The following is a 19,229-nucleotide window of genomic DNA, read 5'->3' as shown; positions in this document are numbered from 1 at the left end:
ACAACCACAATTTCAATTATATTTTGATTGGAAGTGGCATAACCCGCGCCTATAGCGTCGACCACCGACGGCGCGGAATCAGGGGTTTTTCCGCACCTCCGGCGTGACCTGTTTCAAGGTGAGCGGCAGCTGCCGCATGTCTCAAAAAATTTTCAAGACCACGTATTCCGACAAAGGGGACGGAGACCATGAGTTTGAGATTTCTCCACTGCCGCGATTGCGGACACCATATGCGCTTCAGGGGTCGTCATTGTGGCTATTGCGGCGCGGACAAGCCGATCTACGGCTGGCCCAGCGTCCTTGTTCTCGGTACCACGACCGTCAGCGTACTGGCGCTTTTCGCCATCGCGTGAGGGGTGCCGGCGGGACCCGCCCGCCGGCCCCTTTTCATTCCCCCGGAGCGGCCCTAGCGTCGCCGCTCATGACACCGACCATCACAGCAGCCACCGGACAGGGCGGGGCCGGAAAGGCCGCGCTCTGGATGATCGGTGCCGTCGTCGCCTTCTCCACCATGGCCGTCGCGGCGCGCACCCTCTCGGGGCAGTTCGACACGTTCGAGATCATGTTCTACCGCTCGCTGGTGGGGATCGTGCTCGTCGTCGGCACCGCCGCCGCCACCGGGCACCTGCGCGACGTCCGTGCCACCCGGCTGCCGCTGCACCTCGTGCGCAACCTCGCCCATTTCACCGGGCAGAACCTGTGGTTCTTCGCCATCCCGCTGATCCCGCTCGCGCAGGTCTTCGCGCTGGAATTCACCTCACCGATCTGGGTCATCCTGCTCTCGCCGCTGCTGCTGGGGGAGCGGATCACGAAGATCGGCCTCTTCGCGGCGCTGCTCGGCTTCGTCGGCATCCTCGTCGTCACGCGGCCGACGCCGGAGGCAATCTCGCCCGGGCTGATCTCCGCCGCGCTGGCGGCCATCGGCTTCGCCCTGACCGCCATCTTCACGCGGCGGCTGACGCGCGCGGAGCGGATCACCTCGATCCTCTTCTGGCTGGTGACGATGCAGGCGGCCTTCGGGCTGATCTGCGCCGGGATCGACGGCGAGATCGCCCGGCCCTCCGCCGCCTCCGTGCCGTGGCTGATCCTCATCGGCTGCGGCGGCGTCGTGGCGCATTTCTGCCTGACGACGGCGCTGAGCCTCGCGCCCGCGCCCATCGTCATGCCGATCGACTTCGCCCGCCTGCCGCTGATCGCCGTCGTCGGCGCCATCTTCTACGCCGAGCCGCTGGATATCTTCGTCTTCCTCGGCGCGGCGCTGATCTTCGCGGGCAACTACATCAACATCACCCGTGGCCAGCCGGCGCGGCCCTCCGGCAACGCCGCTGCGCCACGCGATCACTGACGCGGGGTCGCATCTTGACCCGCGACAAAGCGCCACGCTTACCTCAATGACTTGTGTGACTTGCGATCTTTCTTTGGGAGGAGAGACATGAAGGACTTCATCTTCGCCGCCGCATCGGCAGCCCTCTGTGCCGGAGCCGCGCAGGCCGGCGGTCTCGACCGCTCCGGCCAGTCCGTCGACTTCATCTTCGAGCCCGGCGGCTATGCCGAACTCAGCTACGGCTACGTCACGCCCGACGTCAGCGGCACCGTCGGGGGCGGCGCCCTCAGCTCGGGAGACATGGGCGGCGACTACAGCCAGTTCGCCCTGTCGGTGAAGACGGACTTCACCGAGGCCCTCTCCTTCGGCGTGACGGTCGATACGCCCTTCGGCGCCAATATCGACTACTCGAACGCCGACCCGGGCTACCCGGTCGATGCCGTCGGCACCATCGACAGCCTCGGCCTCACCGCCCTCGCCCGCTACCGGATCAACGAGAGCTTCTCCGTCCATGGCGGCGCGCGCCTCGTGCAGGCGGACGGCACGCTCACCTCCGGCGGCGTGACAACGGAATTCGCCAGCGACACCGGCACCGGCTACGTCGTCGGCGGCGCCTACGAGATGCCCGAGCTCGCGCTCCGCGCGGCGCTGACCTACAGCTCCGCCATCGAGATGGATCACGACACCTCCGCGCTCGACGGCACCGTTCTCCTTGGCCAGACGCAGTACGAATGGCCGCAATCGGTGAACATCGATTTCCAGACGGGCATCGCGCCCGACACGCTGCTGCTGGCCGGCGTGCGCTGGGCCGAATGGACGGCGACGGACATCAACATCGGCCAGACGGGCAGCGACCTGATCGACTACAGCCACGATGTCTTCACCTACCGCCTCGGCATCGGCCGCCGCTTCAGCGATGTCCTCGCGGCCTCGGCGACGATCAGCTACGAGTCGGCCGACGATGAGCTCGCCTCCAACCTCGCCCCGACGGACGGGCGGACGGGCATCTCCCTCGGCGCCACCTACACGATGGGCGCGGCGGAGATCTCCGGCGGCATCAACTACACCTTCCTCGGCGACGCCACGGCGGAGCTGACGGGCGCCGAGTTCGACAACAACCACTCCCTCGGCTACGGCCTCTCGGTCGCCTACCGCTTCTGACGAGGGCGGCCCGCCGGAGCGATCCGGCGGGCCGATCCTTTCGGGGAACGGCGCCTCCCTCAAAAGGCGCCGCGGCAACCGCAAGAAACGGATTGCCCCCGCCCGCCCGCCTGAGCCAGATGCGGGCCATGACGACCGCTCCCGCCAGCCGCCCCGCCCAGAAGACCCTGTCGCCGCTCGCGTGGACGCTGCTGCTGGCGCTGGCCTTCATCTGGGGCGGCACCTTCCTCGCCAACCGCTTCGCGCTCCTCACCACGCCGCCGGCGTGGATCACCGCCACGCGCGTCACGCTGGCCGTGCCCGTCCTCTGGGCCGCGGCGCTGCTGACGCGCCAGCCGATGCCGAAGGGCTGGCGGACATGGGGGGCGCTGCTCGTCATGGGGGCGCTCAACAACGTGCTGCCCTTCACGCTGATCGCCTGGGGGCAGGCGCATGTGCCCTCCAGCCTCGCCGCGATCCTCAACTCCTCCACCGCGCTCTGGGGGATGGGACTCGCCGCGCTCGTCTTCGCCGACGAGCGGATGACGCGGGCCAAGGCCGTCGGGCTGGCCTTGGGCTTCAGCGGCGTCGTGCTGGTCATCGGCCCCTCCGCCCTCGGCGGGCTCGACCTGCGGGCCCTCGGGCAGCTCTCCGTCATCGGCGCCACGCTCAGCTATGCCGTCGCCGGCATCTGGGCGCGCAAGATGCTCTCCGGCCTGCCGCCGCTCACCTCGGCGGCGGGGATGCTCACCGGCGCCGCCCTTCTCGCCCTGCCGCTGGCCTGGTCGATGGAGGGGCCGCCGGGCGGCGTGACGCTGCCGAGCGCCATCGCCCTCCTCTACCTCGCGCTTCTGGCGACAGCGCTGGCGTTCATCTTCTACTACCGGCTCATGGCCACCGCCGGCACCGGCTACACAATGCTCGCCACCCTGCTCGTCGCGCCCGTCGGCGTGGCGCTCGGCGCCGTTGTCTTGGGGGAGAGCCTGTCGCCGCAGGCCTGGGGCGGCTTCGCGCTGATCGTGCTGGGGCTGCTGACGCTCAACGGCAGAATCCGTCTGGCGCGGGCGCGGCCCAGCCGTTAACCAACCATCCATGCTCTATGAGACCGCGGAAAACTGGCTCGCCGCGCCGAGGAAGCGGGTGCTGCTTCTCGGCATGTCCGGCCTTGGCAAGACTCATATCAGCCAGCGCCTCAGGGCGACGGGGCGGTGGTTTCACTACTCCATCGATTACCGCATCGGCTCGCGCTACCTCGACGAGGCCATCGCCGACAACGCCAAGCGCGAGGCGATGAAGGTGCCCTTCCTGCGCGACCTTCTGATGACGGATTCGATCCACGTCACGGCGAACCTCACCTTCTCCAACCTCGCTGCCGTCTCCTCCTGGCTCGGCAAGCCGGGGGACCCGGCCAAGGGCGGCCTGCCCATCGCGGAGTACCGCGCCCGGCAGGCCCGCTTCCGCGCCGCCGAGATCGCGGCGCTGCGCGATACCGGCCACTTCGCCCGGCGGTCGGAGGAGCTTTACGGCTATCCCAACTTCGTCTGCGATTCCGGCGGCTCGATCTGCGAATGGGTCGACCCGGAGGACCCGGAGGACCCGCTGCTGACCGAGCTGGCGCAGGAATGCCTGCTCGTCTGGATCGAGGGCTCCCGCGCGCACGAGCAGGAGCTCATCCGCCGCTTCGATGCCGCGCCCAAGCCCATGGCCTACCAGCCGGAGTTCCTGACCGAGGCCTGGACCGCCTACCTGGAGGAGACGGGCAGCGCCGAGGCGGAGGTGGACCCCGACAGCTTCATTCGCTTCGCCTATGCCCGCGCCCTCGCCCATCGCCAGCCCCGCTACGCCGCGATGGCGAAATGGGGCGTCACCATCTCCGCCGCGGAGGCGGGCGGCGTGGAGGACGAGGCGGGCTTCACCCAGGTCATCGCCGCCGCCCTCGAGCGGCGGGCCTTGAGCGCCGGAGATGCCGGGGCTAGATAAGCGCCCTTCCTCGAAAGGAGAGGCCAGATGCCGATCAAGCTGCCCGAGACCCTGCCCGCCTACAACGTCCTCGAGACGGAAGGCGTCATGGTCATGGGTGACTTGCGCGCCGCCCGGCAGGATATTCGCCCTCTGCGCTTCGGCCTGCTCAACCTCATGCCGAAGAAGATCCAGACGGAGACGCAACTCGCCCGGCTGATCGGCGCCACGCCCCTGCAGATCGAGCTCAGCCTCATCCGCATGAGCGAGCACCAGACCAAGAACACCGCCGCCGAGCACATGGAGGCCTTCTACCGGCCATTCGCGGAGGTCGAGGCCTCGGGAGAGAAGTTCGACGGCTTCCTCATCACCGGCGCGCCTATCGAGCACCTGCCTTTCGACGAGGTCACCTATTGGGACGAGCTGACCCGGGTGATGGACTGGACGCAGACGCACGTGCACTCCACCTTCGGCATCTGCTGGGGCGGCATGGCAATGGCCTGGCACTTCCACCGGGTGCCCAAGCACATCCTGCCGCAGAAGGCCTTCGGTTGCTTCCGCCATCGCAACCTCGCCCCCGCCTCGCCCTTCCTGCGCGGCTTCTCCGACGATTGCACCATGCCCGTCAGCCGGTGGACGGAGATGCGGCAGGAGGACATCGACAAGGCCGAGGGGCTGCAGACGCTGATGATGGCCGAGGAGACGGGGCCCTGCCTCGTCCACGATCCGGGGCACCGGGCGCTCTACATCATCAACCACCTCGAATACGACAGCCACACGCTGAAGGAGGAGTACGACCGCGACGTCGAGGCGGGCGTGCCCATCGAGGTGCCGCGGAACTACTATCCGAACGACGATCCGTCGAAGACGCCGATCAACCGCTGGCGCAGCCACGCGCACCTGCTCTACGGCAACTGGATCAACGAAATATATCAGACCACCCCCTACGACATGGCCGAGATCGGCCGGTGAGCCGAGGTTTTCGGAGGCTGTCCATGGGGTTGCTCGTTGTTCTGATCGTGGCTCTCGCCCTCACGCTGGCCGTCCGCCAGCAGCGGGCGCGGGCGGAGGCGGCCTTTCCGCCCGAGGGGCGGCTGATCGAGGTCGCCGGCCGGCAGGTCCACGCGGTGGAGGCGGGGAGCGGGCCGACGGTCATCCTTGTCCACGGCGCGGGCGGGAACCTGCGCGATTTCACCTTCGATCTCGCGGGCCGGCTGGAGGGCCGCTACCACGTCGTCGCCTTCGACCGGCCGGGCCTCGGCCATTCCGAGGCGCTGCCCGGCACCCCCAGCCCCACCGAGCAGGCCCGCCAGCTGGAGGCGGCGGCCGAGGCGATGGGTCTGGGCCCGGCGGTGATCGTCGGCCATTCCTACGGCGGCGCCGTCGCCATGGCCTGGGGCCAGGTGGCGCCGGAGCGGGCGGCGGCCATCGTCACCCTCGCCGGGGCGACGATGCCGTGGGAGGGCCCCTACGCCGCCTTCTACCACGCCACCGGCAGCTGGTGGGCGCGCTGGACGACCGCGCCCCTGATCAGCGCCTTCGCCGGCAAGCGGCAGATCGCCGCCTCGCTGGAGGGCATCTTCGCGCCCCAGCCCGCCCCGCCGGGCTATGTCGATCACGTCGGCGCCGCCCTCACCCTCCGCCGCGCCTCCCTCGCCGCCAATGGCCGGCAGGTGCTGGCGCTGCGGGAGGATCTCGCGGAGCAGTCGGCGCGCTACGGGCAGATGCGGATGCCGGTGGAGATCATCCACGGCACCGCCGATCGGACGGTCGATCTCGACATCCACGCCCGGGGGATGCTGCGCCTCCTCCCCGATGCAAATCTCACCGTGCTTGAGGGCGTCGGCCACATGCCCCACCATGCCGACCCGGAGGCCACGGTCGCCGCCATCGACCGGGCCGCGGCGCGGGCCGGATTGATCTGAAGGGGCGCGCGGCCCATATTCCCCCCTACCCCCGAAGGGGCGCAAACGATTGGAACGACGGACCATGCCCCTCCCCTTCGACGGCGCCATCAGCGACTACCTGAAGACGGATGCGCCTCAGCAGGTGCGCGACACGCTGAAAGACGCGGACAAGGACGACGTCACCAATCCCGACTGGCCCTACGACGAACGTCTCTCCAAGAAGAAGTACAAGAAGAAGATGAAGCGGCTGCAGCGCCAGCTCGTCCGCCTGCAGGCCTCCGTCAAGGCACGGGGCGACCGGGTGGCCATCGTCTTCGAAGGGCGGGACGCCGCCGGCAAGGGCGGCTCCATCAAGGCCTTCACCGAGAACCTCAACCCCCGCGGCGCCCGCGTCGTCGCCCTGCCCAAGCCGACGGAGCAGGAGGCGACGCAATGGTACTTCCAGCGCTACGTCGCGCATCTGCCGGCGGCGGGGGAGATCGTGCTCTTCGACCGCTCTTGGTACAATCGCGGCGTGGTGGAGAAGGTCTTCGACTTCTGCACCGAGGACGAGCGCGCCCGCTGGTTCGAGCAGGTCGGCCCCTTCGAGAAGCTGCTCGTCGACGAGGGCATCACGCTCTACAAGTTCTGGCTGAACGTCGGCCGCGCCACCCAGCTCGACCGTTTCCTCGACAGGGAGACGGAGGCGCTGAAGCAATGGAAGCTCTCCTGGATCGACGTGGAGGGCCTCAAGCGCTGGGATGGCTACTCCGAGGCGATCGAGGAGACACTCTTCGTCACCCACACCACCTATGCCCCCTGGACGATCGTGCGCGCGGACGACAAACGCCGCGCCCGGATCAACCTGATCCGCACCGTGCTGCACGGGATCGATTATGACGGCAAGGACGAAGATGAGATCGGCGCCGTGGACGAATGCATCGCCGGCGGCCCGGAATTATGGACGCGCGCCTGAATGGCGAAACGCGGCTACCATCACGGCAACCTGCGCGAGGCGCTGGTCGAAGCGGTGCTGAAGCTGATCGAGGAGAAGGGGCCGACGGGCTTCACCCTCTCCGAGGCGGCGCGCGAGGCCGGCGTGACGCCGGCGGCCGTCTACCGCCATTTCGAGGGACGGGAGGACCTGATCGCCGAGGCAGCCCGGCAGGGCTACGAGATCTTCGGCGACCTGATGGATTACGCCTATGACGGCGGCAAACCCTCTGCCCTCGCCGCCTTCGAGAAGGTGGGCCGCGCCTACCTCGCCTTCGCCCGCCGCTACCCCGGCCATTACGTGGCGATGTTCGAGAGCGGCGTCTCGATCCAGCGCAACCCGGACCTCGCCGCCGCCGCCGACAAGGCGCTGGGCGTGTTGCAGAAGGCGGCGGTCAAGCTCTCCGAGCACATCCCGGAGGGGCGCCGCCCGCCGCCGCAGATGTTCTCCGCCCATATCTGGGCGATGTCCCACGGCGTGGTGGAACTCTTCGCGCGGGGCTCGCCCGGCACCAAGTCCCCCTTCCCGCCGGAGGACCTGCTGGAGAGCGGCATCGGCGTCTACCTGCGCGGCCTGGGGCTGATCCCGCCGGACAAGTAAGGCGTCGATTTCCATATGGAAATCGACGGCGGAAACCATATGGTTTCCGCGCCCGGGGGGCGGAGCGTCGGCCCCGGGGCCCCCGAATTCCGCGCGGAATTCGGAACGGAAATCGCGCGATTTCCGTCTCCCCGGCACCCCGCCTCGCGCCGCTCTGCCCGGTTTCGCGGCACCTGCCCCTTTCCCCGGCAGCTTGCGCAACATTCCCCATTGATCTTTCCGGCGGCATCGCAAACCGTTGGGGTCGCGGCAAATCAAGGGGGCCCTCCAGAGACATGGCCGGCGGACTCTTCTCCACCGAGCGCGGGCGCACCGTCGCCCTCGTCACGCCCCCGTTCATCTATGCGCTGCTCCTCCTCGCGCTGCCGCTGGGGGCGATCATCCTGTTCTCCTTCTGGCAGAAGGACGGCTACGATGTCGTGCCGACCTTCACGCTGGAGAATTACCGCGCCTTCCTCGACGGCGAGGTCTACCAGGTCCTCCTCGGGCGGTCGCTGAAGGTCTCGGCCATCGTCACGGTGATCACCGTGATCCTCGCCTACCCGATTGCCTATTTCATCTCCTTCCGGGTGCCGAACAACCGCAAGTCGCTCTGGCTCTTCCTCATCACCATCCCGTTCTGGACGAGCTACCTCGTGCGCGTCTTCCTGTGGAAGGTGATCCTTGGCTACAACGGCGTCATCAACTCCGGCCTCCTGCAGATCGGCCTGATCGACGAGCCGCTGACCTTCATCCTCTACTCGGTCAATTCCGTCATCATCACGCTGGCCCATGCCTTCGCGCCCTTCGCGATCCTGCCCATCTTCGTGGCGCTGGAGAAGATCGACCGCTCGCTGCTCGAAGCCGCGCAGGACCTCGGCGAGAACCGGGTGACGACCTTCCTGAGGGTGACGCTGCCGCTCTCCATGCCGGGGCTGATGGCGGCGATCCTGATTGTCTTCATCCCCACCATCGGCGATTACGTGACGCCGGAACTCATGGGCGGATCGGGCGGCAAGCTCATCGCCAACATGATCCAGACGCAGTTTCTGCAGCTCAACAACGCGCCGCTCGGGGCGGCACTGGCGATCATCGCGATGCTTTGCGTCACGCTGATCTCGCTGCTGCTGATCTTCCTCAATCGTCGCTGGCTGAGGGTCTGATCCATGGCGCTGCGCACCTATGCCATCCTCTACCTGATCTTCCTCTACGCGCCGATCGTGCTTCTGCCGATCTTCGCCTTCAACGACGGCACGATCATCGCCTTCCCTTTGCAGGGCTTCACCACGCAATGGTTCGAAGAGCTGTGGACGACGACCGCGCTGCATGATGCCGTCGGCAACTCGATCTTCATCGCGGTGCTGACGGCGATCTTCTCCACCCTGCTCGGCATGCTGACCGCCCGCGCCGGCGCCATGGCAAACTTCCCCGGCAAGGGCGGCATCATCGGCTTCATCATGCTGCCGCTGGTGCTGCCGGAGATCATCGTTGCCGTGTCGCTGCTCGTCATGCTGCGCCAGGTGCTCGACATGGACCTCAGCAACTGGACGGTGATCGCCGCGCATACGCTGATGAGCACGCCCTTCTCCGTCGCCATTCTCAACGGCGCCTTCCAGAGCCTCGATCCGGCGATGGAAGAGGCGGCGATGGATCTGGGCGAGAACCGGTGGAGCGCCTTCCGCCTGGTGATCCTGCCGCTGGTGATGCCGGGCATCATCTCGTCGATGCTCATCGCCTTCACCATCAGCCTCGACGAGTTCATCATCGCCTTCTTCCTCACCGGCGCGAACCCGACGATGCCGGTCTATATCTGGGGCCTGCTGCGCTTTCCGGCCAAGCTGCCGGTGGTGATGGCGCTCGGCACCATCCTCGTCACGCTCTCCATCGTCCTTCTGTCGATGGCCGAATATTTCCGTCGCCGGGGCCTGCGCCGCGCCGGTGTCGAAGACCCGGGAGGCTTCATTTGACCGCCGACGACCGCTCCGCGCTGATCGAGCTGCGCGCCGTGCACAAGTGGTACGGCGATTACCACGCGCTGCGCGGGATCGACCTGAAGATCCGCTCCGGCGAGTTCTTCTCGCTGCTTGGGCCGTCGGGCTGCGGCAAGACCACGCTGCTGCGCACCATCGCCGGCTTCGAGCCGATCTCGGACGGGGTGATGTATCTCGACGGGCGCAACGTGGCCGGCGTCGCGCCCAACCACCGGCCGACCAACATGGTCTTCCAGAGCTACGCCATCTTCCCGCATCTCAGCGTGGCGGAGAACGTGGGCTTTGGCCTCCGCCGAGACAAGCGGTCCAAGGAGGAGAAGGCGCGTGCCGTCGGCGAGGCGCTTGAGATGGTGGGGCTGGCCGGCTACGGCGCCCGGCCCTCGCACGCGCTCTCCGGCGGGCAGCGGCAGCGGGTGGCGCTGGCCCGGGCGCTGATCCTCAAGCCCAAGGTGCTGCTGCTGGACGAGCCGCTCTCGGCGCTCGACAAGAAGATGCGCGAGCAGATGCAGGTGGAGCTGATGAAGCTCCAGCGCGAGGTCGGCATCACCTTCATCCTCGTCACGCATGACCAGGAGGAGGCGCTGGTCATGTCCGACCGCATCGCGGTGATGTTCGAAGGCGAGATAGGCCAGCTGGGCGATCCGGAATCGCTCTACCGCCGCCCCAACTCCGCCCGCGTGGCGGAGTTCATCGGCATGATGAACTTCCTGCCCGGCTCCGTCTCCGGCACCACGGTGGAGATGCCCGGCCTTGGCCGCGCCGAGGTGGCGGCCGAGCAGCTCACCTCCGGCTCCTTCACCGGCCCGGCCCGCATCGGCATCCGGCCCGAGACGCTCTCCCTCCTCTTCGACGGTGAGCCGGACAGGGGCCGCGTGGCGCCGGGCATGGTCGACGAGGTCGTCTATTACGGCGACATGACCTATTACGACGTCCGCCTCGACGGTGTGCCCGAGCCTGTTCGCATCTCGATGAAGAACCTCATCGGCCGCCCCGTGCTCGACGTGGGCACCCCCTGCCGGGTGACGTGGGACGAGCAGGCACTGGTGGTGCTGCCGGCGGCGTGAGGAAGTCAGGGCAGCCGGATCGTGCCGCCCTCTGCGCCCGGAACGGGCGCCGGCATCCCACCACCCAACCCCGCCGTCGATCACAAGCGTCGCAGCGCGGCTTGACCCGCCCTGCCCCTTCGGCTTTGCCTGCCCCATCCGCAGCCGCCCTGGGGGACTTCCCGATGCTCCGCCGATTCCTCCTCACCGCCGCCCTCGCGCTCGCTCCTCTCGGCGCCTCCGCCCAAGGCGCCGCCCTCGGGGCGCTGAAGTTCACGCTCGATTCCATCGAGACGCTCGACCGGCTCGTCTATGGCGATGACAGCACCCGGCGGCAGGAGGAGCTCTCCGCCGCCATCGCCGATCTCGACACGCGGCTGACGGAGTATCTGGAGCTGGCGCCGGGCCAGACCATCTCCCAGACGCTGCGCGCCCAGCTCGACGGCGCCGATATCCGCGCCTACCAGCGCCGGCTCATCGGCCTCTCCTTCCAGATCGATCTCTGCCGGCCGGACTGTCCGCCGGAGCTGATCGCCGGCCTCGACACGACGCTCACCGAGGTGACGGGCGAGATCTCCGCCTATCCGCCGGCCGCAGACACGATGGCGCTGGCGAGCCTCGCCGCCACCACCTCCGCCGCGCTGATGCTGCAGGCGGGGGACCAGCAGCTGCGCGGCCCCGCCGCCGTGCGCACGCTGGTGAGAAACTGGTTCGCCAGCCGCACCTATGCCGACTGGGTGGAGGATTTCGCCCGGGCGGAGGAGCGACTGAGCCGCGACTTCCTCCTCTCCCCCGGCACGCCCCTGCCGGAGGCGGCGACGATGGCCGACTTCCGCGCCGCGCTCACGGCCGCCCATGGCTACGAGATCGCCATGGCCGCGGCGCGCGACGTGCTCGGCAACCCCTCACTCACCCCGCTGCGCCCCGGCGCCACCAGCGTGCTGCAGAGCGGGGGGAGCCCCTTCGTCCTCGCCGGCTGCGTGCGCTTCTACGGCAACGCCTTCGCTCCGCGGGTGGAGGACATGGACGGCATCGCCGCCATCCTGCGCGCGCCGGAGCCCGTGTCGGGCGGCGAGCACAAGTACCTCGCGGTGGGCTACGGGGTGGCGGCGGGCTACGACGGCTTCGTCATCCGCCGGCGGCTCATCTCCTCCGGCATCCAGCAGAGCGAGGCGGCGATGCTCTCCGACGCCCGCGTGGTCACCCCGCCAATCGGCACGGCGACGGGGGAGACCTTCGGCCCCTTCGCCCTGCTCTACCGCACCACGGCCGCCTCCTGCGCGACGAGCAACGCCCGCCTGCCCGATGCCGGCAACCTGATCGACCGCATCGGCGGCGACGGCGACTACGCCATCCCGGTCTCTCCCCGGCTGACGGCCTTCACCAACGCGCTGAACACGACGGCCACGGAGTACTTCGCGCTCAACTCCGCGCTCGCGGCGCTGCAGGGCCTGCAGCGGGTGGTCTGACCGGGAGGCGCGAGCGAAGCCACACCCCGGATAGCAAAAGGGCGGCCCCGAGGGCCGCCCTTTCTTCGTTTCCGTATCGGAGCGCGATCAGCGCTTGGAGAACTGGAAGCTCCGGCGGGCCTTCGCCTTGCCGTACTTCTTGCGCTCCACCACGCGGCTGTCGCGGGTGAGGAAACCGGCGGCCTTCAGCGACGGGCGCAGGGCCGGGTCGTAAAGCTGCAGGGCCTTGGAGATGCCGTGCTTCACCGCACCGGCCTGGCCGGAGAGGCCGCCGCCGGTGACGGTGGCGTAGACATCGAACTCACCGGTGACGCCGGCGACCTGGAAGGGCTGGCGCAGGATCATCTGCAGCACGGGGCGGGCAAAGTACTTGTCCATCTCCTTGCCGTTGACGGTGACCTTGCCGGAGCCCGGCTTGATCCAGACGCGGGCAACCGCGTCCTTCCGCTTGCCGGTCGCGTAGGAGCGGCCGAACTCGTCGCGCTTGGGCTCGCGCGGCGTCATCGTCTCGGTAACCGTCTCGGTGCCGGAGGCGACGTCGCCCAGCTCTTCGAGCGAGTTGACTTGATCGGCCATTACGCGCTCCTCGTGTTTTTCTTGTTCATGGCTTTGACATCGAGCGTCTCGGGCTTCTGGGCCTGGAGGGTGTGCTCGGGGCCGGCGAAGACGCGCAGGTGCGTCATCTGCTGGCGGCTCAGCTTGCCGCCCGGCAGCATGCGCTTGACGGCCTGCATGACGACGCGCTCAGGGTGCTCGCCTTCGAGGATCTGCCCGGTGGTGCGGGACTTGATGCCCCCCGGGAAGCCCGTGTGCCAGTAGTTCGGCTTGTCGCGCTTGCGGCCGGTGAGCTGCACCTTGTCGGCATTCACGACAATGACGTTGTCGCCCATGTCCATGTGCGGGGTGAAGCTCGGCTTGTGCTTGCCGCGCAGGCGCATGGCGATGATCGAGGCGAGGCGGCCGAGAACGACGCCTTCGGCATCGATCACCACCCACTTCTTCTCGATCTCCGCCGGGGTCGCGGAATAGGTTTTCATTGCTCTGCCTTCGGATCGGGGGCGCGGCAGCCGCGCCCGGAAACTAGTCGATGGCTGGCTTATAGAGATCGCGCAAACACGGTCAAGAGCATAACGCTCTGAAAAACCATTATAAAACAACGGCTTGAAATATAGGTATCTAGATACCTCACGCTTCCATGGCGCTGGGCGGGTTGCTGAGCAGCGCGGAGAGCCGGCGCAGCGCCTCGGCGAAGTCCGCGTCCTCCCCCACCGCCGTCAGCGCCAGCCGCACGGCATTGGGCGCGCGCCCGTCGATCAGGGCGAATTCGTCGGCCGCCTTGAGCAGCACCGCCTCCCCTTCCGCCGCCCGCGAGAAGGAGGAGGCGCGCCAGCCGCGCGGCATCGGCAGCCAGGCGAAGGGCACATGATCGCGCGTGACGATACCGAACCGGCCGAGCGCCCCGCGCACCATCTCCACCCGGGCCTGGCTGGCGGCCTTCACCTTTGCCTCGATCTGTGCCGCCACGCCGCTCTCCATCGCCAGCGTCATCAGGTCGCGCAGCGGCCGGGGCAGGCCGAAGAACTGGTGATGGGTCGCCACCCGCGCCGGCTCCGCCCGTCCCTCCGGCCCGACGAGCGCGCCGAGCCGCAGGTCGGGGGAGATGGACTTGGAGAGCGAGGTGACAAGCCACGTCCGCTCCGGCGCCAGCAGGCGGTAGCCGGGCAGGTCCACCTCGGCATAGCCGAAGCAATCATCCTCAACGATCTGCAGCCCCCGCGCCCGCGCCACCTCCGCCAGCTCCCGCCGGCGCGAGAGGCTGGTGCAGGTGGTCGTCGGATTGTGCGTATTGGCAGAGGTGACGAAGATCTGCGCCCCCGTCTCGGCGGCGGCCCTGTCCAGCGCTTCGGGCAGCGGGCCCTCCTCGTCGAAGCGCACCCCTTGCACCTCCGCCCGCAGCAGCGCCGCGGCGTGGCGGATGCCGGGATAGGCCAGCTCCTCCGTCAGGACGACGGGCCGCGGCCCGTGCAGGAGAGCCATCATCGCCGTCACCAGCGCATGCTGCGCGCCGAGGGTGAGGACGACATCCTCCGCCGCGATCTCCCCGTGGTCGGGCCCCTCGGAGCGCCGGGCCATCGCCTGCCGCAGCGCGAGGTCGGAGCCGGCCTGCGGATAGAAGCGGTAATCCTCGGGCCCCGGCGCCGGCAGCCGCTGCATCAGCTCCGCCAAAGCGGCCCCCTGCCCGACCTGCGCCACCTGCGCGCTGCGCAGGTTGAAGCGCCCCTGCGGCACCTGCGCCATCATGTAGGGCACGTCGTCCGCCCGCTCGGGCCCCGGCGCCGCCGCCAGCCCCTCGGCCACGAAGGTGCCCTTGCCGACGCCGGAGCGCAGCACGCCCTGATCGACGAGATCCTTGTAGGCGCGCGCCACGGTGCCGGGCGTCACGCCCACCTTCCACGCCACCTCGCGCACCGGCGGCAGCCGATCCCCCGGCGCCAGCCGGCCGGTCGCTATGGCCTCGCGGACAGACAGGCCGAGCGCCTGATGCTTCGGCCGCGCGCCGGCACCCGATAGATCAGGAAACCAGATTGTATCCATTACAACTTATCCATGGACAGGTGAGCTGTGATCATTGTACCTATGTACCAACCAGACTTCAACATTGTACCCATACAAAGGATTTTGACCATGACTCGCCTCGCTCCCTCCCCGCCGCAGACGCTCACCGTCGCCGGGCAGCGCGGGCGCGTCCAGCTGGTCCGCCTGCTGTCGCTCTGGCGCCACCGCTACAGCTCCCGGCGCAAGCTCGCCCGGCTCGACCCGGCGCTGCTCAAGGATATCGGCCTGACGGACGATGCCGCGCGGACCGAAAGCGAGATCCCGTTCTGGAGGCCCTGATCCCCGGTGCTTCCTGACCTGGGGGCCGGCCCTGAACCGGCCCCCTTTTTTCATGCCCGCCCGGTCCCGCGCGCCCTGGTCTTTGGTCCCGAAAATCCTCGGGGGGGCTGGCGCAGCCAGCGGGGGGCAGACAGCCCCCCTCCCCGGCCTCAAAGCCCGTAGATCCCGCCGAACTTGCGCTCGAGATAGCTCAGCAGCGGTTGCTCCGACGGCGCCCCGCCGATCGCCCGCGCGATCAGGTCCTTCGCCTCATAGAGCCCGCCGTGTTGCTGCACGTTCTCGCGCAGCCAGGCCGTCGCCTTCGAGGTGTCTCCCTTCGCCAGATCGTCATCGAGGCCCGGCACGTCGCGCCGCAGCGCCTCGTGCAGGCAGCCGGCATAGACGTTGCCGAGCGAATAGGTGGGGAAGTAGCCGAAGAGCCCCTCCGACCAGTGCACGTCCTGCAGCAGCCCGTGCGACGGCCGGTCGACGGAATAGCCGAAGTCGGCCGCGAAGCGCTCGTTCCAGGCGCCCTCGAGGTCACCCACCTGCAGGTCCCCGGCGATCAGCGCGCGCTCGAGGTCGAAGCGCAGCATGACGTGCAGGTTGTACTGCACCTCGTCGGCCTCCGTGCGGATGTAGCCGTCGTGGACGGCGTTCACGGCGGCGAAGAAATCCTCCTCGCCCGCGATGCCGAAATCGCCGAAGGCGTCGCGCATCTTCCCGTAGAGCCAGCCCGTGAAGGCGCGGGAGCGCCCCAGCTGGTTCTCGTAGATGCGGCTCTGGCTCTCGTGCACGCCCATCGAGACGCCCTGCCCCAGCGGGGTCAGCAGGTAGGCATCGTCGATATTCTGCTCATAGGTGGCGTGGCCGACCTCGTGAATCGTCGAGTAGAAGCAGTTGAACGGATCGGTCGGCGCCGTGCGCGTGGTGATGCGCACATCCAGCCCCGAGCCGGAGGAGAAGGGGTGCACCGCCTTGTCGATGCGCCCGCACTCGAAATCGTAGCCGAAGGCGGCGGCCAGCTCGGTGGAGAGCGCCATCTGCGCCCCCTCCTCGAAGATGCCGGAGACCTGCGGCGCCCGTCCCTGCCCGCGGATCGCCTCTCGCAGGCTGACGAGCCCGGGGCGCAGCGCGTCGAACATGGCGGAGAGCTCGGAGGCCTTCGCCCCCGGCTCGTATTCCTCCAGCAGCGCGTCGTAGAGCGAGGTCTCGTTGCCCGCGAGGCAGGCGGCCTCCTCCCGGCGCAGCTCCAGCACCTCGCTCAGGGCCGGCAGGAAGGCGGCGACGTCCTCCGCCTCCCGCGCCTTCGCCCAGATCTTGTGGGCGCGCGAGGTGGAGCGGGCGAGGTCGGCGGCGAGGCGCGAGGGGACCTTCATCGTTCGCTCGAAATCGCGCCGGATCAGGCGGAGGTTGGCCCGCGCCACGTCATCCGCCGGCTCCGCCTTCGCCAGCCACTCGCCGATCTGCGGCGCCGTGCGGCGGGCGTGGAGAAGGCTGGCCATCGCCGCATGCTCCTCCGCCCGCTGCTGGATGGCGCCGGGGGGCATCACCGTCTCCATGTCCCAGCCGAGGCGGCCAGCGACCTGGGAGAGGGCCTCCGTTTCGCGCTGGAAGGTCATCAGCTCGTCATAGGCACTCATGCGCGGGTTCCCCGGATGGAGGTGACAGCAGGGTAGCGCGCGTAGAAGCGCCCCCGCAGGATCAGGCAGAAGGCGGCCACGGCGCCGATCTGGTGCAGCGAGGCCAGCGGCAAGGGGGCGGAGTAGATTGCCGTGACGATCCCGATCACCGCCTGCACCAGCACCATGGCGAGCGCGGCGTAGATGGCCCTCCGCGTATGCGGATGGGCGCTCTTGCGGCCCCGCATGAAGATGCCGATGGCGAAGGCGAGGATCAGGTAGGCGACGATCCGGTGGATGAACTGCACCAGCCCGGCATCCTCGAAGAAGTTGCGCCAGAGAGGCGTGATGCCGAACGGATCCGGCGGGAAGAAGCTCCGCCCGTCCATCGTCGGCCAGTGCGGGAAGGCGCGGCCGGCGTCGATGCCGGCGACCAGCGCGCCGATGAGGATCTGCACGAAGGTGAGGTGCAAAAGGCCCGTCATCATGCCGAAGAGCGGCCGCTCACCGAGGCGGCGGGCCTGCAGCAGGTCCGTTTCCCGCCGGCGCAGGCGCAGCCAGTACCAGTAGATCGTCCCCAGGATCGCGAAGGCGAGGCCGAGATGCGTGGCCAGCCGGTAGGAGGCGACGGAATGCATCCCCGCCTCCAGCCCGCTCGCCACCATCCACCAGCCGATGGCGCCCTGCAGCCCGCCGAGCACGCCGAGGATAAGCAGGCGCCCCGTCCAGCCGGCCGGGATGCGCTTGGTGAAGAGGAAGAAGAAGAAGCCCACGGCCCAGACGAGGCCGACGAGCCGGCCGAGCTGCCGGTGCCCCCATTCCCACCAGTAGATGCTCTTGAACTCGCCGAGCTCCATGCCCTGGTTGAGGATCTCGTATTGCGGGCTGGCGCGGTAAAGATCGAACTCCGCCTGCCAGTCGGCCTGCGTCGTCGGCGGCATGGCGCCGGAGACGGGGTTCCACTCGGTGATGGAGAGGCCGGAATCGGTCAGCCGTGTCAGCCCGCCGATGAGCACCATGGCGGCGACGAGGACGAAGAGCATCACCAGCCAGATGCGGATGGCGCCGCGGCTGTCGCGGCGCCCCCGGTCGATGCCTCCCGGCGCGGCGACCGCCTTCTCGCTGGTCCCAACCTCTTCGAAGATCGTGCGGCGTTTCTCGGCCATCAGCCCCGCTCCTTCCAGCGCACCATGGCGCGCATCACCCCGTGCAGCATCTGGACGTCGCTGCGTGTCATCCCGGCCCGCGACAGGAAGTTGCGCAGGACCAGTTTCATCCCCGCCGCCTTGTCGGGCGGGAAGAAGAAGTTCGCCGTCTCCAGCCGCTCTTCCCAGTGGTCGGCCAGCTTTTCCAGCTCGATGCCGCTCGCCGGCTCGGCGCCGGCCAGCTCCAGCCGTTCGGCGACGGGCGCATCGGCGGCACGGCGCCACTCGTAGGCGAGCAGGTTCACGGCCTGGGAGAGGTTGAGCGAGGCGAAATCCGGGTTCACCGGGATGGAGACGATGGCCTCCGCCCGGGCGATATCGTCATTCTCCAGCCCCGTCCGCTCCGGCCCGAAGAGGATCGCGGCGCGCTCCCCCTTGAGGGCGGCGGCATGGGCCTCCCGCATCGCCTGCTCGGGCGTCACGACGCGCTTCGTCAGCCCGCGCGCCCGCGCCGTGGTGGCGTAGACGCGGGTGCAGTCGGCCAGCGCCCCGGCGGTATCCTCGAAGACCCCCGCCCTATCCAGCACCCTCCCGGCGCCGGAGGCCATGGCCCCCGCGGCCGGGTTCGGCCAGCCGTCGCGCGGGGCGACGAGGCGCAGGTGATCAAGCCCGAAATTGAGCATGCCGCGTGCCGCCGCGCCGATGTTCTCGCCCATCTGCGGGCGGACGAGCACGATGGCCGGGGGAAGGAAGGTGGGAGTGTCGTCTGTCATGCGCGGGCCTGATACGCTTGCCGCAGCGGTCAGACAAGCGGGAGGCGGCTCATGGCGCATGACGAAGGCGTGGCGGAGCTGCTCCGCGAGCGGCTGGAGGGGGAACGGTTCCGCGAGCAGCGCATGTTCGGCGGCCTCGCCCTGATGGTGGAGGGCCACATGGTCGCCGGCGTGCTCGGCGAGAGCGCCCTCTTCCGCCCCGGCAGGGACCGGATGGAGGAGGCGCTGGCCCTGCCCGGCGTCACCCCCATGACGATGGGCGCCCGCACCATGGGCGGCTTCGTGGCGGCCTCGCCCGAGGCGCTGGGCGACGATGCGACGCTGGACCGGCTCCTCGCTCTCTCCCTCGCCTGCATCCGCGCCCTGCCGCCGAAGGCGTGAGGGCTGGGTGCCGGGCGCCCCGCGTTCCAGCGGGGCACCATGGCCCGCC

At 68.9% G+C, this 19,229-nt stretch carries 20 protein-coding genes; 14 read left to right on the top strand and 6 right to left on the bottom strand.

Annotated elements, in window-relative coordinates:
• Positions 1-421 precede the first annotated feature (421 nt).
• The 12 genes from GY170_RS06650 (at position 422) to GY170_RS06595 (ending at position 12,385) form a co-directional block, all read left to right on the top strand.
• Entirely contained in the window at positions 422-1,345 is a 924-nt protein-coding gene (locus tag GY170_RS06650) for a DMT family transporter (RefSeq protein WP_163891332.1), read from the top strand.
• 87 nt (positions 1,346-1,432) lie between these two features.
• Positions 1,433-2,485 (top strand): OmpP1/FadL family transporter, encoded by a 1,053-nt coding sequence (locus GY170_RS06645; protein ID WP_163891330.1) that lies wholly within the window; start codon positions 1,433-1,435, stop codon positions 2,483-2,485.
• Between the two features lie 128 nt (positions 2,486-2,613).
• Entirely contained in the window at positions 2,614-3,546 is a 933-nt protein-coding gene (locus GY170_RS06640) for a DMT family transporter (RefSeq protein WP_203531227.1), read from the top strand.
• 10 nt (positions 3,547-3,556) lie between these two features.
• Entirely contained in the window at positions 3,557-4,444 is an 888-nt protein-coding gene (locus GY170_RS06635; RefSeq protein ID WP_163891326.1) for an ATPase, read from the top strand.
• A 27-nt stretch (positions 4,445-4,471) separates the two neighbouring features.
• Positions 4,472-5,395 (top strand): homoserine O-acetyltransferase MetA, encoded by a 924-nt coding sequence (gene metA / locus GY170_RS06630; protein WP_163891324.1) that lies wholly within the window; start codon positions 4,472-4,474, stop codon positions 5,393-5,395.
• 23 nt (positions 5,396-5,418) lie between these two features.
• Positions 5,419-6,348, top strand: coding sequence for an alpha/beta fold hydrolase (locus tag GY170_RS06625; RefSeq protein ID WP_163891322.1), 930 nt, complete (start codon positions 5,419-5,421; stop codon positions 6,346-6,348).
• A gap of 64 nt (positions 6,349-6,412) precedes the next feature.
• Positions 6,413-7,285, top strand: coding sequence for a polyphosphate kinase 2 (gene ppk2, locus GY170_RS06620; protein ID WP_163891320.1), 873 nt, complete (start codon positions 6,413-6,415; stop codon positions 7,283-7,285).
• Positions 7,286-7,903, top strand: coding sequence for a TetR/AcrR family transcriptional regulator (locus tag GY170_RS06615; protein ID WP_163891318.1), 618 nt, complete (start codon positions 7,286-7,288; stop codon positions 7,901-7,903). It begins immediately after the preceding gene.
• Between the two features lie 275 nt (positions 7,904-8,178).
• Positions 8,179-9,045: an ABC transporter permease gene (locus tag GY170_RS06610; RefSeq protein WP_163891316.1), complete on the top strand. Its 867-nt coding sequence runs from the start codon at positions 8,179-8,181 to the stop codon at positions 9,043-9,045.
• Between the two features lie 3 nt (positions 9,046-9,048).
• On the top strand, positions 9,049-9,849 hold the full coding sequence (locus tag GY170_RS06605; protein WP_163891314.1) for an ABC transporter permease: 801 nt from the start codon (positions 9,049-9,051) through the stop codon (positions 9,847-9,849).
• Positions 9,846-10,937 carry an ABC transporter ATP-binding protein gene (locus GY170_RS06600; protein WP_163891312.1) on the top strand — a complete coding sequence of 364 codons (1,092 nt, stop codon included), beginning with the start codon at positions 9,846-9,848 and terminating at the stop codon, positions 10,935-10,937. The genes GY170_RS06605 and GY170_RS06600 overlap by 4 nt, the downstream gene beginning before the upstream one ends.
• Before the next feature lie 164 nt (positions 10,938-11,101).
• Positions 11,102-12,385, top strand: a complete 1,284-nt coding sequence (locus tag GY170_RS06595; RefSeq protein WP_163891310.1) for a hypothetical protein — start codon at positions 11,102-11,104, stop codon at positions 12,383-12,385.
• Positions 12,386-12,472: 87 nt separating this feature from the next.
• Here GY170_RS06595 and rpsI read toward each other — a convergent pair whose 3' ends face one another.
• The 3 genes from rpsI to GY170_RS06580 all read right to left on the bottom strand — a co-directional run bounded on the left by rpsI (position 12,473) and on the right by GY170_RS06580 (position 14,980).
• Positions 12,473-12,961, bottom strand: a complete 489-nt coding sequence (gene rpsI, locus GY170_RS06590) for a 30S ribosomal protein S9 (RefSeq protein ID WP_163891308.1) — start codon at positions 12,959-12,961, stop codon at positions 12,473-12,475.
• Positions 12,961-13,422, bottom strand: coding sequence for a 50S ribosomal protein L13 (rplM, locus tag GY170_RS06585; RefSeq protein WP_163891307.1), 462 nt, complete (start codon positions 13,420-13,422; stop codon positions 12,961-12,963). Before rplM ends, rpsI begins: the two co-directional genes overlap by 1 nt.
• A 148-nt stretch (positions 13,423-13,570) precedes the next feature.
• Positions 13,571-14,980, bottom strand: a complete 1,410-nt coding sequence (locus GY170_RS06580) for an aminotransferase-like domain-containing protein (protein ID WP_163891305.1) — start codon at positions 14,978-14,980, stop codon at positions 13,571-13,573.
• Positions 14,981-15,070: 90 nt separating this feature from the next.
• Here GY170_RS06580 and GY170_RS06575 point away from each other — a divergent pair, with 90 nt between their 5' ends.
• Positions 15,071-15,280, top strand: coding sequence for a DUF1127 domain-containing protein (locus GY170_RS06575; protein ID WP_163891303.1), 210 nt, complete (start codon positions 15,071-15,073; stop codon positions 15,278-15,280).
• Positions 15,281-15,429: 149 nt separating this feature from the next.
• On the opposite strand, the gene GY170_RS06570 is transcribed toward GY170_RS06575, so the two are convergent.
• The 3 genes from GY170_RS06570 to GY170_RS06560 are packed head-to-tail and all read right to left on the bottom strand — an operon-like array spanning position 15,430 to position 18,799.
• Positions 15,430-16,902, bottom strand: coding sequence for a carboxypeptidase M32 (locus GY170_RS06570; RefSeq protein ID WP_163891301.1), 1,473 nt, complete (start codon positions 16,900-16,902; stop codon positions 15,430-15,432).
• Positions 16,899-18,047: a heme A synthase gene (ctaA, locus tag GY170_RS06565; protein WP_163891299.1), complete on the bottom strand. Its 1,149-nt coding sequence runs from the start codon at positions 18,045-18,047 to the stop codon at positions 16,899-16,901. Before ctaA ends, GY170_RS06570 begins: the two co-directional genes overlap by 4 nt.
• A complete protein-coding gene (locus GY170_RS06560; protein WP_163891297.1) occupies positions 18,047-18,799 on the bottom strand; it encodes an RNA methyltransferase in 753 nt (250 codons plus the stop codon). The genes ctaA and GY170_RS06560 overlap by 1 nt, the downstream gene beginning before the upstream one ends.
• Before the next feature lie 51 nt (positions 18,800-18,850).
• On the opposite strand from GY170_RS06560, the gene GY170_RS06555 reads away from it, so the two are divergent.
• Positions 18,851-19,180 carry a TfoX/Sxy family protein gene (locus tag GY170_RS06555; RefSeq protein WP_163891295.1) on the top strand — a complete coding sequence of 110 codons (330 nt, stop codon included), beginning with the start codon at positions 18,851-18,853 and terminating at the stop codon, positions 19,178-19,180.
• Positions 19,181-19,229 lie beyond the last annotated feature (49 nt).

It is taken from the genome of Pseudoroseicyclus tamaricis (genome assembly GCF_012070395.1).
Classification (GTDB): Bacteria; Pseudomonadota; Alphaproteobacteria; order Rhodobacterales; family Rhodobacteraceae; genus Pseudoroseicyclus_A; species Pseudoroseicyclus_A tamaricis.
The sequence above is the reverse complement of the archived record's forward strand: the minus strand, read 5'-3'. Positions and strand labels throughout refer to the sequence as shown.

What these genes read in the sequence shown, in the direction of transcription:
- GY170_RS06650 (WP_163891332.1), top strand. Translation starts at nt 422, where the DNA reads ATGACACCGACCATCACAGCAGCCACCGGACAGGGCGGGGCCGGAAAG.
- GY170_RS06645 (WP_163891330.1), top strand. Translation starts at nt 1,433, where the DNA reads ATGAAGGACTTCATCTTCGCCGCCGCATCGGCAGCCCTCTGTGCCGGA.
- GY170_RS06640 (WP_203531227.1), top strand. Translation starts at nt 2,614, where the DNA reads ATGACGACCGCTCCCGCCAGCCGCCCCGCCCAGAAGACCCTGTCGCCG.
- GY170_RS06635 (WP_163891326.1), top strand. Translation starts at nt 3,557, where the DNA reads ATGCTCTATGAGACCGCGGAAAACTGGCTCGCCGCGCCGAGGAAGCGG.
- metA (WP_163891324.1), top strand. Translation starts at nt 4,472, where the DNA reads ATGCCGATCAAGCTGCCCGAGACCCTGCCCGCCTACAACGTCCTCGAG.
- GY170_RS06625 (WP_163891322.1), top strand. Translation starts at nt 5,419, where the DNA reads ATGGGGTTGCTCGTTGTTCTGATCGTGGCTCTCGCCCTCACGCTGGCC.
- ppk2 (WP_163891320.1), top strand. Translation starts at nt 6,413, where the DNA reads ATGCCCCTCCCCTTCGACGGCGCCATCAGCGACTACCTGAAGACGGAT.
- GY170_RS06615 (WP_163891318.1), top strand. Translation starts at nt 7,286, where the DNA reads ATGGCGAAACGCGGCTACCATCACGGCAACCTGCGCGAGGCGCTGGTC.
- GY170_RS06610 (WP_163891316.1), top strand. Translation starts at nt 8,179, where the DNA reads ATGGCCGGCGGACTCTTCTCCACCGAGCGCGGGCGCACCGTCGCCCTC.
- GY170_RS06605 (WP_163891314.1), top strand. Translation starts at nt 9,049, where the DNA reads ATGGCGCTGCGCACCTATGCCATCCTCTACCTGATCTTCCTCTACGCG.
- GY170_RS06595 (WP_163891310.1), top strand. Translation starts at nt 11,102, where the DNA reads ATGCTCCGCCGATTCCTCCTCACCGCCGCCCTCGCGCTCGCTCCTCTC.
- rpsI (WP_163891308.1), bottom strand. Translation starts at nt 12,961, where the DNA reads ATGGCCGATCAAGTCAACTCGCTCGAAGAGCTGGGCGACGTCGCCTCC.
- rplM (WP_163891307.1), bottom strand. Translation starts at nt 13,422, where the DNA reads ATGAAAACCTATTCCGCGACCCCGGCGGAGATCGAGAAGAAGTGGGTG.
- GY170_RS06580 (WP_163891305.1), bottom strand. Translation starts at nt 14,980, where the DNA reads ATGGATACAATCTGGTTTCCTGATCTATCGGGTGCCGGCGCGCGGCCG.
- GY170_RS06575 (WP_163891303.1), top strand. Translation starts at nt 15,071, where the DNA reads ATGACTCGCCTCGCTCCCTCCCCGCCGCAGACGCTCACCGTCGCCGGG.
- GY170_RS06570 (WP_163891301.1), bottom strand. Translation starts at nt 16,902, where the DNA reads ATGAGTGCCTATGACGAGCTGATGACCTTCCAGCGCGAAACGGAGGCC.
- ctaA (WP_163891299.1), bottom strand. Translation starts at nt 18,047, where the DNA reads ATGGCCGAGAAACGCCGCACGATCTTCGAAGAGGTTGGGACCAGCGAG.
- GY170_RS06560 (WP_163891297.1), bottom strand. Translation starts at nt 18,799, where the DNA reads ATGACAGACGACACTCCCACCTTCCTTCCCCCGGCCATCGTGCTCGTC.
- GY170_RS06555 (WP_163891295.1), top strand. Translation starts at nt 18,851, where the DNA reads ATGGCGCATGACGAAGGCGTGGCGGAGCTGCTCCGCGAGCGGCTGGAG.